This window comes from Bacillus mycoides (assembly GCF_000832605.1).
Classification (GTDB): Bacteria; Bacillota; Bacilli; order Bacillales; family Bacillaceae_G; genus Bacillus_A; species Bacillus_A mycoides.
Genome location: NZ_CP009692.1, coordinates 1,364,066 through 1,379,261 on the forward strand (window position 1 = coordinate 1,364,066; position 15,196 = coordinate 1,379,261).

Sequence of the window (15,196 nt, forward strand, 5' to 3'; positions counted from 1 at the left end):
AATTTGAGGAGAGTGGATAGTTTGTCAACACTTCGTGAAGAAGCACTTCACATGCATAAAGTGCATCAAGGAAAATTAGAAACTGTATCAAAAGTAAAAGTAGAAAATGCAAAAGATTTAAGTCTTGCATATTCTCCAGGGGTTGCAGAGCCTTGTAAAGAAATTTATGACGATAAAAGTAAGGTATATGAATATACAATGAAGGGAAATATGGTAGCAGTTGTGACAGATGGAACGGCTGTACTTGGTCTTGGTAACATTGGACCTGAAGCATCTCTTCCAGTAATGGAAGGTAAAGCTGTATTATTCAAGAGCTTTGCTGGTGTAGATGCATTCCCGATTGCCTTAAATACAAACGATGTAGATAAAATTGTTGAAACTGTAAAATTAATGGAGCCAACTTTTGGCGGTGTAAACTTAGAAGATATCGCAGCGCCAAACTGCTTCGTTATTGAAGAACGTTTGAAAAAAGAGACAAACATTCCAATATTCCATGATGATCAACACGGAACAGCTATCGTAACAGTAGCAGGCCTTGTGAACGCGCTGAAGTTAGTTGGAAAGAAAATGTCTGACATTAAAGTTGTCGCAAATGGTGCAGGTGCAGCAGGTATTGCAATCATTAAACTTTTATATCGCTATGGTGTACGTGACGTTATTATGTGTGACCGTAAAGGTGCAATCTATGAAGGTCGTCCTGTCGGTATGAATCCGGTGAAAGATGAAGTTGCAAAATATACAAATAAGAGTCGTATAGAAGGTTCTTTAGCTGATGTTTTACAAGGTGCGGACGTATTCATTGGTGTATCTGCAGCAGGTGCATTAACTGAAGAGATGGTTCGTACAATGAATGACGATGCAATTATTTTTGCAATGGCGAATCCGGTTCCAGAAATTATGCCAGAATTGGCAAAAGCAGCGGGCGCAGCTGTTGTTGGAACAGGTCGTTCTGACTTCCCGAACCAAGTAAATAATGTACTAGCGTTCCCAGGTATTTTCCGCGGTGCACTTGATGTACATGCGACACAAATTAATGAAGAAATGAAGATGGCAGCTGTACAGGCCATTGCAGAGCTTGTATCAGAGGATGAGTTGAATGCAGATCATATCATTCCAGCACCATTTGACGCGCGTGTAGCGCCTCAAGTAGCGGCTTACGTTGCGAAAGCAGCAATGGAGACAGGAGTAGCTCGCCGTCAAGTAGATCCAAATGAAGTCGCTGAGAAAACAAAACAATTAGCGCTGATTGGTAAAGAATAAGCGAGGAATTTCCATTGACATCATCAAATACAAAAGTATATCTCGAAATTGTAAAAAAAATCCGTTCCATTATGGAAGAGGATTGTTTAGTAGCAGGGGATCGTTTGCCATCTGAGCGTGAGTTAAGTTCACGCTTAAATGTTGGACGTTCCTCTGTAAGAGAAGCATTACGTGCGTTAGAACTGGTAGGATTAATTGAAACGAGACGTGGTGAGGGAACGTTTATTCGAAACTTTTACGATAACGGTCTTGTACAATTAATTGCTCCGTTCTTGCTGCAAGATGAGAAAACAATTCGTGATTTATTACAAACAAAACGATTGCTTGAGAAAGATATGATTCGACTTGTATGTAATTTACCGAAAGAAACGTTTTCTGAAGTACTAAGTAAATTACACCAAGTGCTTGAAGAAAATGAAAGCTCAATTCCGGTGCTTCATCAAACGTTCTTTAAAACACTTATTGAACAATTCAATAATTATTTACTCTATCGCATTTGGATGATCGTAAATGATTACGTTGCAACTCTTTCTTGTGAAGTTTCAGGAGATTCTATCGAAATGTATAGAAAGCTTTATGCTACTTTGGAAGTGAAACAAGAAAATGATGCGTTAAAAATTTACGATGAATTAGTAGAGAATATACAGTTTCACTCGTAATGTATAAAATTTGTCGAAATGACCATGACACGTTATGACAAACATTCTACCGCATAGCGGTTAAAGTTAAACGTAAAGAGAGAGGTTATTAGACAGATTGAGAAGATAAGGCTAACATCAAACATTGGTGTTAGCCCCATTTTCTTCTTACGCTAACCTTAGCTCTCAATGAAGGGGGTCAAATTGTGCTAAGAGATTTATTCGTGAAAAAGAAAAAGTACGCTGCAATACCTTCAGAACAAGTACGAAAAGATGTACCAGATGGCGTTATGACAAAATGTCCGAAATGTAAAAAAATCATGTATACGAAAGAGCTTCTTAAAAATTTAAAAGTATGCGTGAATTGTGGATATCATCATCCGATGAATGCATGGGAACGCCTTGATAGTATATTGGACGAAGGTTCATTTCGTGAGTATGACAAAGAGATGGTTTCACTAAATCCACTTGAGTTTCCGGGATATGAAGAGAAACTAGAAAACGATCGTAAGAAGACTAAATTGAATGAAGCGGTTGTAACTGGTGAAGGAACAATTGATGACATGCTTGTTGTTGTTGCAGTAATGGATTCTCGTTTTCGAATGGGCAGCATGGGCTCTGTTGTAGGAGAGAAAATTGCCCGTGCGGTTGAAAAGGCATACGACTTACAAGTTCCATTTATTATCTTTACTGCGTCGGGTGGTGCTCGTATGCAAGAAGGGATATTAAGTTTAATGCAAATGGCAAAAACAAGCGTAGCTTTGAAAAAGCATAGTAATGCAGGAGGGTTATTTATTTCTGTTATGACTCACCCAACGACGGGCGGGGTTTCAGCGAGTTTCGCTTCACTTGGTGATTACAATCTTGCAGAGCCAGGTGCACTTATCGGATTTGCTGGTAGACGCGTAATTGAACAAACAGTGCGTGAGAAACTGCCGGAAGATTTCCAAACGGCAGAATTTTTACTAGAGCACGGTCAATTAGATGCGGTGGTGCATCGTGATGATATGAGAGAATCACTCCGTAAGATTTTAGAAGTTCATCAAGGAGGGGAAATGGCTGTATGGCAGAGCTAGAATTTGAGAAACCAGTTGTTGAGCTAAGAAATAAGATTCGTGAACTGAAAGACTATACGAAAAACAGCCAGATGGACTTCAGTGAGGAGATTCGTATTTTGGAAGACAAGCTAGAAAAACTAGAGGAAGATATATACGGCAATATGAAAGTATGGGACCGTGTTCAAATTGCTCGTCATGCAGAACGACCGACAACGCTCGATTATATTGAGCACTTATTTACTAATTTTTTTGAATGTCATGGAGATCGCCTATTTGGCGACGATGCAGCGATTGTCGGCGGCATTGCGAAATATAAGGGGATGCCCGTAACTGTAATTGGGCACCAACGCGGAAAAGATACGAAAGAAAATATTCGTCGTAATTTTGGGATGCCTCATCCAGAAGGATATCGAAAAGCACTGCGTCTAATGAAACAAGCGGAAAAGTTTAATCGTCCCATTATTTGTTTCATCGATACGAAGGGAGCTTATCCTGGTAAAGCAGCTGAAGAACGTGGACAAAGTGAGGCAATTGCCCGTAATTTATTTGAAATGGCGGGTTTAACTGTACCTGTTATTTGTATCGTTATCGGTGAAGGTGGTAGCGGTGGTGCGTTAGGTCTTGGAGTAGGAGATTACATTCATATGCTGGAAAATTCCACTTATTCTGTTATTACACCAGAGGGTGCGGCGGCGATTCTTTGGAAAGATGCTGGTAAAGCAAAAGAAGCTGCAGAAGCGATGAAAATTACAGCATTAGATTTGAAAGAATTAGGTGTAATTGACGAAATTATTCCAGAGGCAAAAGGCGGAGCACATCGTAATGTTTTGAAACAATCAGAAAATATAGATTTAATGCTTAAGAAAACTTTTGAACAATTAAGCGGAATTTCGAAAGATGAATTAATCGAAAAACGTTATGAAAAATATATGAAAATTGGGCAAGTTTCGTTTTCAAACGCTTCCATTGGGATAAAATAAGAAAAGCGTGCGTTCCTCTTCGCGAATGCACGTTTTTATTATGAAAAGACACATCTTCTCCATTGTGTTTTTGTATTTTTTCGTGTTATTTTATTATAAGGCAAATAATCTTTATGAGGTGAGTACAAATGAAACGTATTGGTGTATTAACAAGTGGTGGAGATTCACCTGGTATGAATGCTGCCATTCGTGCAGTTGTTCGTAAAGCGATTTTCCATGATATTGAAGTATATGGTATTTACCATGGATACGCTGGTTTAATTTCTGGTCATATTGAAAAATTAGAACTTGGTTCTGTTGGCGATATTATCCACCGTGGTGGTACAAAATTATATACAGCAAGATGTCCTGAGTTTAAAGACCCAGAAGTACGACTAAAAGGAATCGAGCAATTAAAGAAACATGGTATTGAAGGACTTGTCGTTATTGGTGGAGATGGTTCGTACCAAGGCGCAAAAAAATTAACTGAGCAAGGATTCCCATGTGTAGGTGTACCAGGTACAATCGACAATGATATCCCTGGAACAGACTTCACAATTGGTTTTGATACAGCTTTAAATACTGTTATTGATGCAATTGATAAAATCCGTGATACAGCTACATCTCATGAACGTACATATGTTATTGAAGTAATGGGACGTCACGCTGGAGATATCGCATTATGGGCTGGTTTAGCTGATGGTGCAGAAACTATCTTAATTCCAGAAGAAAAGTATGACATGGAAGATGTTATCTCTCGTCTGAAACGCGGTAGTGAACGTGGTAAAAAGCACAGTATTATCGTTGTAGCTGAAGGTGTTGGAAGTGCAATTGACATCGGTAAGCACATTGAAGAAGCAACAAGCTTTGATACTCGTGTAACTGTATTAGGTCACGTACAACGTGGTGGATCACCAAGTGCACAAGACCGTGTATTAGCTAGTCGTCTTGGCGCAAGAGCAGTTGAATTATTAATTGCTGGTAATGGCGGACGTTGTGTTGGTATTCAAAATAATAAACTTGTTGATCATGACATTATCGAAGCGTTAGCTCAAAAGCATACAATCGATAAAGATATGTATCAATTATCTAAAGAATTATCTATCTAATCGGCTTAATGCCTTGTATTTGGGAACGGTTTCATAATTTTCGGAGGTGCAATATGCGTAAAACTAAAATTGTATGTACTATAGGTCCTGCTAGTGAAAGTATTGAGAAATTAGAGCAATTAATGGAAGCGGGTATGAACGTTGCTCGTTTAAACTTCTCTCATGGTAGCCATGAAGAGCATGGAGCTCGTATTAAAAATATTCGTGAAGCTTCAAAGAAAACTGGTAAAACAGTTGGTATCTTACTTGATACAAAAGGTCCAGAAATCCGTACACATGACTTCGTAGACGGACAAGCTGAGCTTGTAACAGGTGCAGAAGTAATTCTTTCTACTGAACAAGTATTAGGAACTGCAGAGAAGTTCTCTGTATCTTATGCTGGTCTTTATGATGATGTTGATCCAGGTTCTCGTATTCTAATCGATGACGGTCTTATCGAACTAGAAGTAATCGAGAAAGCTGACGGAAACATCCGTACAAAAGTATTAAACAGCGGAACTGTAAAAAATAAAAAAGGTGTTAACGTACCAAACGTAAGCATTAAGCTTCCTGGTATCACTGAAAAAGACGTGCAAGATATCGTTTTCGGTATCGAGCAAAAAGTTGATTTCATCGCAGCATCTTTCGTACGTAAAGCATCTGATGTATTAGAAATTCGTGAATTATTAGAAGGGCATAACGCTCAATACATCCAAATCGTACCAAAAATCGAAAATCAAGAAGGTATCGACAACATCGATTCAATCTTAGAAGTTTCTGACGGTTTAATGGTTGCTCGTGGTGATATGGGTGTAGAAATTCCACCAGAAGAAGTACCATTAGTACAAAAACGTCTAATCAAAAAATGTAACGTATTAGGCAAACCAGTTATTACTGCAACACAAATGTTAGATTCTATGCAACGTAACCCACGTCCAACTCGTGCGGAAGCAAGTGACGTAGCAAACGCAATCTTCGATGGAACAGATGCAATCATGCTTTCAGGTGAAACTGCTGCGGGTCAATACCCTGTAGAAGCTGTAACAATGATGGCTAACATTGCGGTACGTGTTGAAAAATCATTACAATATGAAGATATGTTCAAAAAACGTATTAAAGAGTTCACACCAACAATTACAGATGCAATTAGCCAATCTGTTGCGCACACAGCACTTGCTCTTGATGTAGCTGCAATCGTAGCTCCAACAGAAAGTGGACATACTGCGAAAATGATCTCTAAATACCGTCCGAAATCTCCAATCGTAGCTGTAACATCTGACGAGCAAGTAGGACGTCGTCTTGCACTTGTTTGGGGTGTTCAAGCATTTATGTCTGAGAAACGTGCAGCTTCTACTGACGAAATGTTAGATACAGCAATTCAAACAGGTATGGATGCGGGTCTAATCGGACTTGGAGATACTGTAGTAATCACTGCTGGTGTTCCAGTTGCTGAAACTGGTACAACAAACTTAATGAAAATCCACGTTGTTGGTGAAAAAGTTGCTAAAGGGCAAGGAATCGGTCGTAAATCTGCAAAAGGTAAAGTGGTTGTAGCGAAAACAGCTGCTGAAGCTGTAGCGAACGTAAACAAAGGTGATATCCTTGTTACAACAAGCACAGATAAAGATATGATTCCTGCAATTGAAAAAGCTGCTGCTCTAGTTGTAGAAGAAGGCGGTCTAACAAGCCATGCAGCTGTTGTAGGTGTATCAATCGGTATTCCTGTTATCGTTGGTGTAAACGGCGTAACAACAACTTTAAAAAATGGCCAAGAAGTAACAGTTGATGCAGCACGCGGAATTGTTTATAATGGACATGCGGAAGTGCTATAAGAAGTAATACGGAGAGAAGGATCGGAGTCCTTCTCTTTTTTTTTACACAAAAAAGGATAGAGATAGCTTTAAATACCTGAAATCGCTTTGAAAAACGTTTATTATAATGTTTAGTGGAAGAGGGTTATTTGTCCTTTATGAAGCTTGTATGAGCGTTTTAAGGGGCTTATAAGGGGTTTTGCAAGGGTGATACTTTCAAAACTTTTAAATGAAATATGAAGGAGTGCGAGCTATGAAGTGGTTACTGTTCTTACTTATTTTAGTGCCGGCGATTGAGATTACGGTGTTAATAGGATCGAGTCATGTAATAGGTTTATGGTCTACGTTCGCTATGATTGTATTTACGGGTATTGTGGGTGTATATTTGGCGAAACGACAAGGGTTTAAAGTACTTAGAGAGATTCAATTTAGGCTAAATAGAGGAGAAATGCCGGGTGATGCGGTTCTAAATGGTATTTTTATATTCGTAGGAGGTATTCTTTTAGTACTGCCTGGATATGTGACGGATATAATAGGTTTTATCTTTGTTGTTCCTATAACGAGGGCTTTATTGAAGCCGGCTGTTATGAAGTGGATTGATTGGAAATTTAGAAAGAGAACTACTATTATTGTTCAGAAATAACGCGTAGATTATAGCGATCTACGCGTTATTTTTTTATTTGCTATTTATAGTCAATCGTTAGCTTCCTGCTCGGGTTGGATTTTTGTTAGTTATTAAGCGATAGGATGCAGAGGGTTCTTGTGAATGAAAAGTGTTACATTAGGATGCTGTTTTTTGCTTGTAGTAAGATTCGACTAGTGAGCAGAAGTTAGACAGGAGAAGAAAAATTACTGATTAAAGGGTTCATCTGCCTCGTTTTGTATATTTATTCGTTTACATAAAAAGTAATAAATGTAAGTAATAATTATAAAATATATAGAATAAAAATGTATTTTCGTCCTAAAATATGCGTTTTTATGCAAAAAAACAAGAGGATTATCCTTTTTTAGGAAATTCTCTTATAGATGTAGGTAGTACAAAAAAGTACAGTGAGTAATCAGTGGGAATTTCCCACTGATTACAGTTGATTTTTTATTGTGTATGAATTAGGAAATATTATTTTGATGGTGAACCCTTAATGAATTTCCATAAGTCGTGGAATACATGAGCTTTGTGTAATGTATTAAGTAGTACTAATATGACTGGACCGATGATTAATCCTAAAAAACCAAAGAGCTTAAAGCCGACAAATAGAGCGATGAGTGTCGCTAATGGATCTAGTCCAATATTAGATGAAAGTACTTTTGGCTCCATGATTTGTCTTTGGACAATCACGACGATGTATAGGATGAGAAGACCGATGGCGAATGCAGTATCGCCTGTGAAAAATACGTATATAACCCAAGGAACGAAGACGGCTCCAGTTCCTAAATACGGGAGTAAATCTACAACCCCTGTAATAATCGCGATAGTAATTGCGTATGGCACGCGTAATATTAAAAGGCCGATTAGTACAATGATAGTTGTCATAGATACGAGTGTAAGTTGCGCTTTAACAAAACCAAACAAAGCTTTTCTTAAATCGACAAAAATAGTTTTTCCGTATCCATGCAAACGATTAGGTAGAAGTTTTCTTACTTTATGAGCAAGACGGTGCCAATCGTAACTAATGAAGAAGGTGGCTAATAAGACGAAGACAAGGACAGTTAAAGTTGTTGGTAATGCACTAATGAAATTTGTTAACCCACTTATAATGGCGGTTAAAAGTTCTTTCATTTGTGTCGTTGCTTCGGTGCCTAAGTTTTGAATGTTTTGTGTAATAGTGTATCGCTGTGGTTCTCCGAGATGATTAAATTTAGAGATTAAATCATCATAGAGAGGCATAATATGATTAAGTGCAAATTGTTGGGCGAATGCAACGATATCTGGAAACTTAACTGTAACAATTTGTAGTAAGTACGTTGTGGCAGATATTGCTTCAGTTACAAGGTATGTAACAAGTCCAACGATAGCTCCGAATACGAGAATTAAGCTAACGAGTACCGCTAATGCGCGAGGGAATTGTAGTTTTTGATTAAGGAAATTGACGACAGGATTAATCAAATAAGCGAATGCAAAAGCGATAATAAAAGGGTAGATAAGACCTGACATGTACAGCAATGCATAGAACCCAACTACCGTTGCTACAATGACAAATATGAGTCGTAATATCATATATAGTAAGTTTCGGTTCAAAGATGTATACCTCCCATTCCAATTTGGATTATCCTAATTCGTTCAACTTATAACTAGTGAGATTCACTGATCAAAGTTTCACTTTATGTTATAGTGGAATGATGGATTTAGCCTGCTTCTGCAGCGGATTAATGACTACAGAAGCTTGTTGGTGATGCTTCTACTATATGGTAAAAACTTCATTTTCTCTCCTTTTTATTTTACCTGTTTCTTATTATAAAAGAAAGGAGAGACATCCGCTTTTAAATGTATATGCATGCTTTATTTTTTTCTGGTTAAAGTCTTGTTTGTAATTTTGAAATGCGCATGAAAATCAATTTGTTTCTTTATTATAATTGGTAAATACGCATCGATATAGCATGTATAACGATAGGTTTAAAGGTATTTTTGTTTGGAAGCGAGTTCATTATTTTCAGAAAGGAAGTGCAAACATGATTAGTCAGTCAACGTTATTTTTATTCATACTACTTATTATAGGACTTATTGCTAAAAACCAATCGCTTACTGTAGCTATTGGAGTGTTATTCTTATTGAAATTTACGTTTTTAGGAGATAAAGTCTTTCCTTATCTACAAACGAAAGGGATTAACCTTGGTGTAACAGTCATTACAATAGCAGTGCTCGTACCGATTGCGACAGGGGAAATAGGCTTTAAACAACTCGGAGAAGCAGCGAAATCGTATTATGCATGGATTGCTTTAGCCTCAGGTGTGGCGGTCGCTTTGTTAGCGAAAGGCGGCGTACAATTATTGACGACGGACCCACATATTACAACCGCACTTGTTTTTGGGACAATTATAGCTGTAGCTTTATTTAATGGAGTCGCTGTAGGTCCATTAATTGGGGCTGGAATTGCCTATGCAGTTATGAGTATTATACAGATGTTTAAATAAGGAATTTTATAGTAATATAAAATTTTTGAATTCTTTCTGTTCACAAAAGTCAGATAATTGTTTATAATAGGATTAGAAACTTTGAAAAGTTACATAACAGCAGAGACTTTACACCAGATAAAATAAAAACAACATAAAACAATTTTATAATGATATTGTTTTATGTTGTTTTTATCATAAACTCTTCGGAATTCATTTTCCTCACTAACTTGTTGTTCTGAGCGTGAGGATTCGGGGAGACATTCACGCTCATGCTTTCCATGTAAGCAATGGACAAAAAGAGGGGAACATCGCAATAAATTTGCATGAACGTGCATTTTGCTTGCCTAAAGAGTGAACGAGCGTTCATAATTTATAAGGGGAGCAAATAGATATAAGGAGCAAGGTTGGGAGAATTTTCAGGAAAAGGAGAGAATGTCATGACTGTTATTCGAGGTTTAGAAGGGGTAGTAGCAACAACATCATCTGTGAGCTCTATTATTGATGATACATTAACTTATGTTGGGTATAATATTGATGATTTAGCTGAGAATGCTACGTTCGAAGAAGTAGTGTACTTATTATGGCACCGCAAGCTTCCTAACGAAAAAGAACTAGCGGAATTTAGTGGGACAGTATCTGAATACTATAAGGTACCAGGTGAGGTTTTAACATATTTGAAACAAGTAGATTTAAAAATCGCGCACCCGATGTCGGTTTTACGAACTGCGATTTCCATGCTATCATTATATGATGAGAGCGCTGAAATAATGGATGGAAAGTCTAATTATTTGAAAGCGGTTAAATTACAGGCTCAAGTCGGAACTTTAATTGCGGCTTATGCAAGAATTCGCAAAGGTTTAGATGTTGTTGAGCCAAGAAAAGATCTATCATTAGCTGCAAACTTCTTGTACATGTTAAATGATCGTGAGCCAAATGAAGTTGAAATTGAGGCTTTTGATAAGGCACTTGTACTTCATGCCGATCATGAGTTAAACGCTTCTACATTTACTGCACGTGTTTGCGTAGCTACACTTTCAGATGTGTATTCTGGTATTACAGCAGCAATCGGTGCATTAAAAGGTCCTCTTCACGGCGGGGCAAATGAAAATGTAATGAAGATGTTAACTGAAATTGGCGAAGAAGAAAATGTAGAATCATATATTCATAATGCTCTTCAAAATAAAGTGAAAATTATGGGATTTGGTCATCGCGTATATGAGCATGGTGATCCACGCGCGAAACACTTACGCGAAATGTCTAAGAGATTATGCGTGCTTTTAGGAGAAGACAAATGGTATAATATGTCTATCAAAATTGAAGACATTGTAACAAAAGAAAAAGGTCTTCCACCAAATGTTGATTTCTATTCAGCTTCTGTATACCATTGTTTAGGAATTGACCATGACTTATTTACACCTATCTTTGCAATTAGCCGTATGTCAGGCTGGTTAGCTCATATTCTAGAACAATATGAAAACAACCGTTTAATCCGTCCGCGTGCTGATTATGATGGACCGACACATCAAGTGTACGTTCCGCTAGCGCAACGATAAGCGAAAAACACTATTTTGATAGTGAAAATACGCTTTCAAAAGTCTGATTTTTTTGGGAAGATGTAATGATTAGAATATTTAAATTTGACTAACGGTTTGAACTGAGGGGTTATTCCCTCAGTTTCATACATATGAAATTTCAAACATGGGGGTTATCACATTGACGACAGGTGAAAAAATTACTGTAACTAATGGTGTTATGAATGTACCAAACAATCCGATTATTCCATTTATCGAAGGAGATGGAATTGGTCCTGATATTTGGGCTGCAGCATCTCGCGTAATAGAAGCAGCAGTTGAAAAAGCTTATGATGGTGAGAAGAAAATCGTTTGGAAAGAAGTGCTTGCAGGGGAAAAAGCATTCAACCAAACAGGCGAGTGGTTACCAGAAGAGACTTTAAATTTAATTCGTGAATATTTAATCGCAATTAAAGGTCCACTTACAACTCCAGTTGGTGGTGGTATTCGTTCTCTAAACGTTGCGCTTCGTCAAGAATTAGATTTATATGTATGTCTACGTCCAGTTCGTTACTTTGAAGGTGTTCCTTCACCTGTAAAACGTCCGGAAGATACTGATATGGTTATTTTCCGTGAAAATACAGAAGACATTTACGCTGGAATTGAATATGCACAAGGTTCTCCAGAAGCAGAAAAAGTTCTTGCTTTCTTAAAAGAAGCAATGGGTGTTAATAAAATCCGCTTCCCAGAAACATCAGGGATTGGTATTAAACCAATTTCAGAGGAAGGGACAAAGCGTCTTGTTCGCGCTGCAATTCAATATGCAATTAACGAAAAACGCTCTTCTGTTACATTAGTTCATAAAGGAAACATTATGAAATTTACAGAAGGTGCTTTCAAAAACTGGGGTTACGAAGTAGCTGAACAAGAATTCGGCGACAAAGTATTTACTTGGGCTGAATATGATCGCATTGTTGAAAAAGATGGAAAAGATGCAGCGAATAAAGCGATGGCAGACGCAGAAGTGGCTGGGAAAATCATCGTAAAAGATTCTATTGCAGACATCTTCTTACAACAAATTTTAACTCGTCCACGTGAGTTTGATGTTGTTGCAACAATGAACTTAAACGGAGACTACATCTCTGATGCACTTGCTGCACAAGTAGGTGGAATTGGTATTGCACCTGGTGCAAACATTAACTATGTGACTGGACATGCTATCTTTGAAGCTACACATGGTACAGCTCCAAAATATGCAGGTTTAGATAAAGTAAACCCATCTTCAGTTCTTCTTTCTGGTGTATTATTATTAGAGCACTTAGGATGGAACGAAGCTGCGAATTTAGTAACTGATTCAGTTGAGAAAACAATTGAATCAAAAGTAGTAACTTATGATTTCGCACGCTTAATGGAAGGTGCAACAGAAGTGAAATGTTCTGAGTTCGCTAATGAACTTATTAAAAACATGGATGTAGCGATAATCAAAAACGCATAATTAAAGCGGGGGGTAAATTATGACAATCAAACGCAAGAAAGTTTCAGTCATCGGTGCAGGATTTACAGGAGCAACAACAGCATTCTTATTAGGACAAAAAGAACTTGCAGATGTTGTATTAGTGGACATTCCACAGCTGGAAAATCCAACAAAAGGGAAAGCGTTAGATATGTTAGAAGCGAGCCCAGTACAAGGTTTTGATGCTAACATTATTGGTACATCTGATTACGCAGATACTGCTGATTCTGACGTTGTCGTTATTACAGCAGGTATTGCGCGTAAGCCTGGTATGAGCCGTGATGACTTAGTAGCAACAAACTCTAAAATTATGAAAAGTATTACGCGCGACATTGCGAAACATTCACCAAATGCGATTATTCTTGTATTAACAAATCCAGTTGATGCAATGACATATTCTGTATTTAAAGAAGCAGGATTCCCGAAAGAGCGTGTTATCGGTCAATCGGGTGTATTAGATACAGCTCGTTTCCGTACATTTATTTCACAAGAGTTAAACCTTTCTGTGAAAGACATTACAGGATTTGTTCTTGGTGGACATGGTGACGATATGGTACCTCTTGTACGCTATTCCTATGCAGGTGGCATTCCGTTAGAAACATTAATTCCAAAAGAGCGTTTAGAAGCAATCGTAGAACGTACACGTAAAGGTGGCGGTGAGATTGTAGGCTTATTAGGAAACGGTAGTGCATATTACGCACCAGCAGCTTCTTTAGTTGAAATGACAGAAGCGATCTTGAAAGATCAACGCCGTGTATTACCAGCTATTGCGTACCTTGAAGGTGAATATGGTTATAGTGACCTTTACTTAGGGGTACCAGTAATTCTAGGTGGTAACGGAATTGAAAAAATTATTGAATTAGAACTTCTTGCAGATGAGAAAGAAGCGTTAGATCGCTCTGTAGAATCTGTACGTAACGTTATGAAAGTTCTTGTTTAATAATTAAATATAAGTGGAAAAAGATTCGGGGCCCCGAATCTTTTTCTACTATATATTGAAATGTTTTTTTGAAATAATATGAAAACGCTATCATTTGGTGTATCCTATAATGAAACTATAGACTTATACTATACATTGCCCTCATCACAGTAAATTTCGGATAAGGTATCGCTTTTAGTAGGATAATAAGGTGAAAAAATCGGAGGGGGTTGTAACATGTTAAAGAAAAAAGTTCAAATTGGTCGTAGAATGGATGAAATTACAGTAGGAGAGAAATTATCTATCACTGAAAAAATTGAGGATAAAGATTTGTTATTGTACTTAGGGTTAACGAATGATGCCAATCCATTATATATTCAGCATGATTACGCATCCCAAACTCCGTATGAAAAGCCGATTGTCCCAAGCATTATGCTAACGGGACTGATTACAACGGCGGTTACGAAATATTTACCAGGTCCAGGTAGTCATATTACTAGGAAGGACCTTACGTTCGTGAAACATGTTCACCATTATGAAACGTTACAAATCCACTTTGAAGTTGTGGCTGTTTCAGAGGAGGAACATACAATTGATATGCTTGTATTTGCTCATGATGAAAAAGGAGAAACTGTTGTAAAAGGTTCATTAACAGTAACACCACCTTTTAAATCTGTTTCCATTATGGAAAAAGCATTAGATAATTTTTAAAATATGAAAATATGAATAGCGCTAGCATACCTTTTATAAGGGGCTAGCGCTATTTTAGTTGAAAAATCCTTCTTTGAACCCTTCAGCAAATTCTGAACAACCTGTTTTAATCGTATCCCAGCTAGGTACGTTAAAAGTAAGGAAACATGTTACTACTAAAGTTAAAATAGGTAGTAATATTCGCATAATAGCCCCCTTTTATCAAATTTATTTATATATTTAAATTAATAATATGATTATTGGTAATTGAAGTCAATTAAGGGGGAGATTTTTTTAGATGAAGTGGAAAAGAGAAGACGTTATCTTTGAAACGATAAGAGAAGCTGAAGTATGGGCCGATTCAATCGCAAATGAAATGTACGGGAAAGTATTTGATGGATATGAAACACCAGATTATAAAATAGCGTATGCTCTTTCGTTTTTCCTAGCGCAAAATCGAGAGTTTATAGTTCATACGGAAGAAGAGTTTAAAAAAGACAGATTCATCTATAAAGTTTGGATAGCGACCGGATAGAGGGAATGAAGTTACGATTGCTTTTATTTTCCGAAACTCTAGTACAAACGAGCTCCATGAATAGACAATTATATTGAGGGAGACCTTGTTTTCTAGTATGATG

General features: G+C 37.5%; 15 protein-coding genes. 13 read left to right on the plus strand and 2 right to left on the minus strand.

Going from position 1 to position 15,196, the window contains the following annotated elements; genetic code table 11:
• Positions 1 to 51 precede the first annotated feature (51 nt).
• The 7 genes from ystJ (at position 52) to BG05_RS09030 (ending at position 7,457) form a co-directional block, all read left to right on the plus strand.
• Positions 52 to 1,260: an NADP-dependent malic enzyme gene (gene ystJ, locus BG05_RS09000; RefSeq protein WP_161793975.1), complete on the plus strand. Its 1,209-nt coding sequence runs from the start codon at positions 52 to 54 to the stop codon at positions 1,258 to 1,260.
• Between the two features lie 14 nt (positions 1,261 to 1,274).
• Positions 1,275 to 1,919 (plus strand): FadR/GntR family transcriptional regulator, encoded by a 645-nt coding sequence (locus BG05_RS09005; protein ID WP_002129364.1) that lies wholly within the window; start codon positions 1,275 to 1,277, stop codon positions 1,917 to 1,919.
• Between the two features lie 185 nt (positions 1,920 to 2,104).
• Positions 2,105 to 2,974, plus strand: coding sequence for an acetyl-CoA carboxylase, carboxyltransferase subunit beta (accD, locus tag BG05_RS09010; protein WP_002015500.1), 870 nt, complete (start codon positions 2,105 to 2,107; stop codon positions 2,972 to 2,974).
• On the plus strand, positions 2,962 to 3,936 hold the full coding sequence (gene accA / locus BG05_RS09015; protein WP_000818787.1) for an acetyl-CoA carboxylase carboxyl transferase subunit alpha: 975 nt from the start codon (positions 2,962 to 2,964) through the stop codon (positions 3,934 to 3,936). The genes accD and accA overlap by 13 nt, the downstream gene beginning before the upstream one ends.
• A gap of 128 nt (positions 3,937 to 4,064) precedes the next feature.
• Positions 4,065 to 5,024, plus strand: a complete 960-nt coding sequence (gene pfkA, locus BG05_RS09020) for a 6-phosphofructokinase (RefSeq protein ID WP_002015498.1) — start codon at positions 4,065 to 4,067, stop codon at positions 5,022 to 5,024.
• Between the two features lie 53 nt (positions 5,025 to 5,077).
• On the plus strand, positions 5,078 to 6,835 hold the full coding sequence (gene pyk / locus BG05_RS09025) for a pyruvate kinase (protein WP_002015497.1): 1,758 nt from the start codon (positions 5,078 to 5,080) through the stop codon (positions 6,833 to 6,835).
• Positions 6,836 to 7,067: 232 nt separating this feature from the next.
• Positions 7,068 to 7,457, plus strand: coding sequence for an FxsA family protein (locus BG05_RS09030; protein WP_002129362.1), 390 nt, complete (start codon positions 7,068 to 7,070; stop codon positions 7,455 to 7,457).
• 474 nt (positions 7,458 to 7,931) lie between these two features.
• Here BG05_RS09030 and ytvI read toward each other — a convergent pair whose 3' ends face one another.
• Positions 7,932 to 9,050 (minus strand): sporulation integral membrane protein YtvI, encoded by a 1,119-nt coding sequence (ytvI, locus tag BG05_RS09035; RefSeq protein WP_002129361.1) that lies wholly within the window; start codon positions 9,048 to 9,050, stop codon positions 7,932 to 7,934.
• A gap of 431 nt (positions 9,051 to 9,481) precedes the next feature.
• Between ytvI and BG05_RS09040 the strand changes: the two genes are divergently transcribed.
• The 5 genes from BG05_RS09040 to BG05_RS09060 all read left to right on the plus strand — a co-directional run bounded on the left by BG05_RS09040 (position 9,482) and on the right by BG05_RS09060 (position 14,579).
• Positions 9,482 to 9,943: a DUF441 domain-containing protein gene (locus BG05_RS09040; RefSeq protein WP_000625507.1), complete on the plus strand. Its 462-nt coding sequence runs from the start codon at positions 9,482 to 9,484 to the stop codon at positions 9,941 to 9,943.
• Positions 9,944 to 10,362: 419 nt separating this feature from the next.
• On the plus strand, positions 10,363 to 11,478 hold the full coding sequence (citZ, locus tag BG05_RS09045) for a citrate synthase (RefSeq protein ID WP_012261808.1): 1,116 nt from the start codon (positions 10,363 to 10,365) through the stop codon (positions 11,476 to 11,478).
• Positions 11,479 to 11,638: 160 nt separating this feature from the next.
• Positions 11,639 to 12,931 carry an NADP-dependent isocitrate dehydrogenase gene (gene icd / locus BG05_RS09050; RefSeq protein WP_002088934.1) on the plus strand — a complete coding sequence of 431 codons (1,293 nt, stop codon included), beginning with the start codon at positions 11,639 to 11,641 and terminating at the stop codon, positions 12,929 to 12,931.
• Between the two features lie 19 nt (positions 12,932 to 12,950).
• Entirely contained in the window at positions 12,951 to 13,889 is a 939-nt protein-coding gene (gene mdh, locus BG05_RS09055; protein WP_002131240.1) for a malate dehydrogenase, read from the plus strand.
• A gap of 216 nt (positions 13,890 to 14,105) precedes the next feature.
• Positions 14,106 to 14,579: a MaoC/PaaZ C-terminal domain-containing protein gene (locus BG05_RS09060; protein WP_002015489.1), complete on the plus strand. Its 474-nt coding sequence runs from the start codon at positions 14,106 to 14,108 to the stop codon at positions 14,577 to 14,579.
• Positions 14,580 to 14,633: 54 nt separating this feature from the next.
• Here the strand turns inward: BG05_RS09060 and BG05_RS31840 are convergent, their stop codons facing one another.
• Complete coding sequence (locus tag BG05_RS31840) at positions 14,634 to 14,765, minus strand: hypothetical protein (protein ID WP_002015487.1); 132 nt, start codon at positions 14,763 to 14,765, stop codon at positions 14,634 to 14,636.
• 91 nt (positions 14,766 to 14,856) lie between these two features.
• Here BG05_RS31840 and BG05_RS09065 point away from each other — a divergent pair, with 91 nt between their 5' ends.
• On the plus strand, positions 14,857 to 15,093 hold the full coding sequence (locus tag BG05_RS09065; RefSeq protein WP_002129357.1) for a hypothetical protein: 237 nt from the start codon (positions 14,857 to 14,859) through the stop codon (positions 15,091 to 15,093).
• Positions 15,094 to 15,196 lie beyond the last annotated feature (103 nt).

Coding starts and splice junctions, on each gene's coding strand:
- ystJ (WP_161793975.1), top strand. CDS start 52: ATGCATAAAGTGCATCAAGGAAAATTAGAAACTGTATCAAAAGTAAAA.
- accA (WP_000818787.1), top strand. CDS start 2,962: ATGGCAGAGCTAGAATTTGAGAAACCAGTTGTTGAGCTAAGAAATAAG.
- pfkA (WP_002015498.1), top strand. CDS start 4,065: ATGAAACGTATTGGTGTATTAACAAGTGGTGGAGATTCACCTGGTATG.
- pyk (WP_002015497.1), top strand. CDS start 5,078: ATGCGTAAAACTAAAATTGTATGTACTATAGGTCCTGCTAGTGAAAGT.
- BG05_RS09030 (WP_002129362.1), top strand. CDS start 7,068: ATGAAGTGGTTACTGTTCTTACTTATTTTAGTGCCGGCGATTGAGATT.
- BG05_RS09040 (WP_000625507.1), top strand. CDS start 9,482: ATGATTAGTCAGTCAACGTTATTTTTATTCATACTACTTATTATAGGA.
- citZ (WP_012261808.1), top strand. CDS start 10,363: ATGACTGTTATTCGAGGTTTAGAAGGGGTAGTAGCAACAACATCATCT.
- mdh (WP_002131240.1), top strand. CDS start 12,951: ATGACAATCAAACGCAAGAAAGTTTCAGTCATCGGTGCAGGATTTACA.
- BG05_RS09060 (WP_002015489.1), top strand. CDS start 14,106: ATGTTAAAGAAAAAAGTTCAAATTGGTCGTAGAATGGATGAAATTACA.
- BG05_RS31840 (WP_002015487.1), bottom strand. CDS start 14,765: ATGCGAATATTACTACCTATTTTAACTTTAGTAGTAACATGTTTCCTT.
- BG05_RS09065 (WP_002129357.1), top strand. CDS start 14,857: ATGAAGTGGAAAAGAGAAGACGTTATCTTTGAAACGATAAGAGAAGCT.